This is a genomic window from Pseudoduganella sp. RAF53_2 (assembly GCF_052113985.1).
GTDB lineage: Bacteria > Pseudomonadota > Gammaproteobacteria > Burkholderiales > Burkholderiaceae_D > Rugamonas.
Genome location: NZ_JBFRDW010000462.1, coordinates 1 through 4938 on the forward strand (window position 1 = coordinate 1; position 4938 = coordinate 4938).

The following is a 4938-nucleotide window of genomic DNA, read 5'->3' on the forward strand; positions in this document are numbered from 1 at the left end:
ATTCCGCGCCCTATCTCTACGATATTCGTCCCGAAGTAAAAGAGTCTGCCGACGGCAAGGCTGCCGATGCGATGCCGGAAGAGGCAGCACGCAYCGCGCGCGGCAATGTGCCGTTGCTGAAGCCTTGGATTCTCCCAAGCGGCAATGCTTTCATCAAGGACCCGGCACGGCGCTATGTGAGGCCCACGCAACAGCCCGCGATTGATGCGCCCTTTACTCGCGTGGATTACGACGACCGTGCATGGCACGCCGTGCAATTGCCGCATGACTGGGCGATTGAAGGTCCCTTCCTGACTACCGGCCCTTACGGCGGCATGGGGCGCCTGAAGACCTGGGGACCCGCCTGGTATCGCAAGAAGCTGGAACTGCCGGCAAGCGATAAGGGCAAGTCGATTTTCCTGGACGTGGATGGTGCCATGTCTTACGCCAGCGTGTGGGTCAACGGGCAGCTGGCTGGCGGCTGGCCATATGGTTACAACTCCTTCCGCATCAATCTCACGCCTTATCTGAAACCGGGCGCGGCTAACCAGCTGGCGATCCGGCTGGATAATCCGCCGGAGTCGGCGCGTTGGTATCCGGGCGCGGGCTTGTATCGCAATGTGTGGCTGACCAAGACCGAGCCGGTGCACGTGGCGCAATGGGGTGTGCACGTGTCGACCCCGGATGTGTCGCGCGAGTCAGCCAAAATCGTTTGGCAGGTAGCGGTGGATAACGATGGCGGCGCTGCCGCGAACGTGGACGTGAGCACTGAACTGTTTGCGCTCGATGAGCAAGGCAAGCCGACTGGCAAGGCCATTGCAGTGTCGGGAACACCGGATGCTTCGGGCCGGGCGGCCGCGGCAGGCGCACGGGTAGCGCCTGGTGGATCGGCTGCGATCGGCGCGTCAAGCGCGTTGAACACGCAGCGTGCGACCATCGAGGCGGGCGGCAGCGCCAGTGTGTCGGGCGAAGCGACCGTGGCGAATCCGCGTCTGTGGGGGCCGCTGCCGACGCAGAAGCCCAACCGCTACGCCATGGTGACGACCGTGCGCCAGAATGGCCGCGTAGTCGACCGCTATACCACGCCCTTCGGCATCCGCACCGTGCGCTTCGACGGCACGGGCCTGACTGTGAACGGCGAAAAGATCAAGATCCAGGGCGTGAACAACCACCACGACCTCGGCTCGCTGGGCTCCGCCTTCAATGTGCGCGCCGCAGAGCGCCAGCTGCAAATGCTGCAGGAAATGGGCGCCAACGCCGTGCGCATGAGCCACAACCCGCCCGATCCGCAATTACTGGAACTGACGGACCGCATGGGCATGATGGTGGTCGATGAGATTTTCGATTCATGGGAGCGCAAGAAAACGCCGCTCGATTTCCACCTGATCTTCCCTGAATGGCATGAGCCGGACCTGCGCGCCATGCTGCGCCGTGACCGCAATCATCCGTCCATCATCATGTGGAGCGTGGGGAATGAGGTCGGCGAGCAGTACACCGGCGAAGCGGGCGCGAAGATTGGTGCGGAGCTGGTGCGCATCGTGCGCGAGGAAGACAGCAGCCGCCCTGCCACCAACGCCATGAACTATGCCAAGTCCGACATGCCGCTGCCGGCCGAGATGGACGTCATCAGCCTGAATTACCAGGGCACCGGTATCCGCACCCTGCCCGGCCAGTTCCCCTTCTTCCATGAGAAGTTCCCGAACAAGGCGATCCTGCATACGGAAAGTGCGGCGGCGGTGTCCAGCCGCGGCGAGTACCAGTTTCCGGTGCCGGGTGTGTTCAGTGCGGCGGTACGCCCCGGCGCGGGCGGCGATCCGAAAACGCAGCAGGTCAGCGCCTATGAACTCTTCGCGGCAGATTTCGGCAGCTCGGCCGACCGTGCTTTCGGCGCACTGGACCAGAATCCTTACACGGCGGGCGAATTCGTGTGGACCGGCTTCGACTACCTCGGCGAGCCAACGCCCTACTACGGCGCGCGCAGCTCCTACTTCGGCATCATCGACATGGCGGGCTTCAAAAAAGACCGCTTCTATCTTTACCAGTCGCGCTGGCGTCCGGATCTGCCAATGGCGCACATTCTGCCGCATTGGACCTGGCCGGACCGCGTTGGCGAAGTCACGCCGGTACACGTCTTCACCTCGGGCGATGAGGCGGAACTGTTCGTCAACGGTAAATCGCAGGGCCGCCAGAAGAAGGCGCCTTATGCCTATCGCCTGCGCTGGGATTATGTGACTTACGAGCCGGGCGAAATCAGTGTGGTGGCCTACAAGGATGGCAAGGAATGGGCACGCGAGACGGTGAAGACGGCTGGCGCTCCGGCTGCGCTGGCGGTCAGCGCCGATCGCAGCACCATCGATGCCGATGGCCGCGACCTGTCCTTCATCACGGTCCGCATCGTGGATAAGGATGGACGGACGGTGCCGCGCGCCAATAATCATGTGCGCTTCAGCGTGGATGGCCCGGGTGAACTGGTGGCGACCGACAACGGTGATGCGACGAGCTTCGTGTCCTTCCAATCGCCTGAGCGTGCGGCCTTTAATGGACTGGTGCTCGCCATCGTGCGCGCCAAGCCCGGCGCCAGCGGCGCAATCACCGTGCGCGCCAGCGCGGACGGCTTGCAGGGCGCGTCGCTTAGCGTGCAGCCGCGCCGGACGAAATAGCCGCCAGCTGCATCAGCTCCGGCCCATTCAGGTCGGACAGCAGGGTGTACTGCATGCCGTCGCCCTGCCACTGCACGAGCTGGAAGCCGCGCTGGCTGGGCAGTTGGCGTGGCGCGGTAGCCGTGGTAACCGGCGTGGCCGACGTGGTTGCAGTCGCAGCGGGTTGTACGAACATATTGATCCAGTGCAGACGGTGGCGATACACCAGCACGGCCACCGTGCGTCCTTGCAGCACTTCCAGCCGTCCACCGGCCAGCGGGAAGCCTTGCGCCGCAAAGTCGCGAACCGGCGGCGTGTAATCGAGTTTGCCCGCAAACCACGGCTTGACCGTATGCTGATCCGTGGACTGCACATCCGTCAGATGATCCACCTGCAGCGAGCGCAGATGGCTGTCCAGCAGCAGCGCGGTCATATCGGCAGGCGGCCGCGCCGCCAGCATGGGCTGCACCAGCCACAAGGCCAGCATGCCCGCAGCGAATCCGCTGGCCAGCCATGGCGCGCCGGGACGCAGCACATCAAGCCAGCGCCAGCCGGACTTCTGCGGCGCGGCAGGCGCAATGTCTTTTAGGATCGCCTGCCGCAGCGCGGTCGGTGCGGTATGGTAGCTGGCCTTCTCGCGCAGCAGCGCACCCAGTTCGTCGTCAGTCTGCTTCATGATGCCTGTTCCTCGCCCAGTCCACTCAGGGACTGGCGCAATAATTTACGGGCTCGCGACAGGCGCGACATCACCGTCCCCATGGGCACATCCGTGATGCGCGCAATATCCTCATACGGCAGCGCCTCCAGCTCACGCAGGATGATCGCCTCGCGAAACGCCCACGGCAAGGCGCGGATCGCCTGATCCACCTGTTCGCGGCGCACGCGCGCCAGCAGCAGCTCCTGCGGCCCGGCCGTTTCATCGGGCCGCTCGTCCTCTTCTTCCTCGTCCATCGGCAGCGGCTCGTGCTTGCGCGCCCGCAGATAGTCGAAGCACGCGTGGCGCACGATACTGAGCAGCCAGGGCTTCACCGACTCGCCACGCAGGCTGTCGAAGAAACGCCAGGCGCGCAGGCAGGCATCCTGGACCACGTCCTGGGCAGCCTGGTCATCGTGTAGCAGCCAGCATGCAAGGTTAAAGGCCGCATCCAGATGCGGCAGCACTGTCGCTTCAAAGCGCGGCCTGTTTGCAGTCAACAAAATACCTCCTTCATATACCAGACGTATCTGCCCCGCAGTTTATTCCCGTCTTTTTTCGGGAATATTTCAATCAGCTCCCGCGTCTACTGAACAGACCCACCACAAAGGAGCATGCCATGTTAAACCGTCGTGACTTTCTACAGCTTGCCGCCCTCGGCGGAGGCGCCGTATTCGCTTCCGGCCTGGCCGGCTGCGCTCAGATGGCAGCGGGCGGCCGCAATGACGATTTCTACTTCGTCCAGCTGTCCGATACCCACTGGGGCTTCAAAGGCGCCGCCAATCCCGATGCCGCCATCACCCTGCCTAAAGCGGTAGCCGCCGTCAATGCCCTGCCAGTACAGCCGGACTTCATCGTCTTCACCGGCGACCTGACCCACACCACCGACGACCAGGACGAGCGCCGCCGCCGCATGCGCCAGTTCAAGGAGATCGTCGCCGATCTGAAGGTCAAGCAGCACTACTACCTGCCCGGCGAGCACGACGCCTCGCTGGACCGCGGCGCAGCCTTCATCGAACTGTTCGGCCCCACCCACTACACCTTCAACCACCGCGGCGTGCACTTCATCGCGCTGGATAACGTCTCCGATCCCGGCGCCGCAGTGGGCGATGAGCAGATCGCCTGGCTGAAAACCGAGCTGGCCAAGGTGCCAGGCGGCGCGCCCATCGTGATCCTGACCCACCGCCCTCTGTTCGACCTGGTACCGAAATGGGACTGGGCCACGCGCGACGGCGACAAGGTCATGGCCGCGCTCATGCCCTACCAGAACGTCACCATATTCTACGGCCACATTCACCAGGAGCACCACCACCAGACCGCCCATATTCAGCACCACGCCTCCAAGTCCCTGATCTTCCCCCTGCCCGCCCCCGGCTCGCAGGACAAACGCCTGCCCCTGCCCTGGGACGCGGAGCATCCCTACAAAGGCCTGGGCTTCCGCGAGGTGCATGCGCCAGGTCAGACTTTCAACGAACTTACGGTATAAATCATGAACAAAATCAGGACATTAACTACCGTTCTGCTCAGCAGCGCCTTGCTGGCAGGCGCCTGGGCAGCGCGCCCGCAGCAAGCTTCCGGCGATGAGGTTACAATCAAAGTCGTTGCCCAGCGCTTCCATTACACGCC

At 63.6% G+C, this 4938-nt stretch carries 4 protein-coding genes; 2 read left to right on the forward strand and 2 right to left on the reverse strand.

Annotated features, from left to right (window positions below; all coding sequences use genetic code 11):
• A partial coding sequence (gene galB / locus AB4Z11_RS22900) for a beta-galactosidase GalB (protein ID WP_442027887.1) occupies positions 1–2639 on the forward strand: 2639 nt, incomplete at its 5' end.
• Here the strand turns inward: galB and AB4Z11_RS22905 are convergent.
• On the reverse strand, positions 2611–3294 hold the full coding sequence (locus AB4Z11_RS22905) for an anti-sigma factor (RefSeq protein WP_442027889.1): 684 nt from the start codon (positions 3292–3294) through the stop codon (positions 2611–2613). The genes galB and AB4Z11_RS22905 overlap by 29 nt on opposite strands.
• Complete coding sequence (locus AB4Z11_RS22910; protein WP_442027890.1) at positions 3291–3812, reverse strand: sigma-70 family RNA polymerase sigma factor; 522 nt, start codon at positions 3810–3812, stop codon at positions 3291–3293. Before AB4Z11_RS22910 ends, AB4Z11_RS22905 begins: the two co-directional genes overlap by 4 nt.
• A 119-nt stretch (positions 3813–3931) precedes the next feature.
• Between AB4Z11_RS22910 and AB4Z11_RS22915 the strand changes: the two genes are divergently transcribed.
• Complete coding sequence (locus tag AB4Z11_RS22915; protein ID WP_442027891.1) at positions 3932–4798, forward strand: metallophosphoesterase family protein; 867 nt, start codon at positions 3932–3934, stop codon at positions 4796–4798.
• The last annotated feature ends 140 nt before the right edge of the window (positions 4799–4938 follow it).

Bases quoted from the DNA above. Each gene is read 5' to 3' on its own strand.
- AB4Z11_RS22905 (WP_442027889.1), bottom strand. From the start codon at position 3,294: ATGAAGCAGACTGACGACGAACTGGGTGCGCTGCTGCGCGAGAAGGCC.
- AB4Z11_RS22915 (WP_442027891.1), top strand. From the start codon at position 3,932: ATGTTAAACCGTCGTGACTTTCTACAGCTTGCCGCCCTCGGCGGAGGC.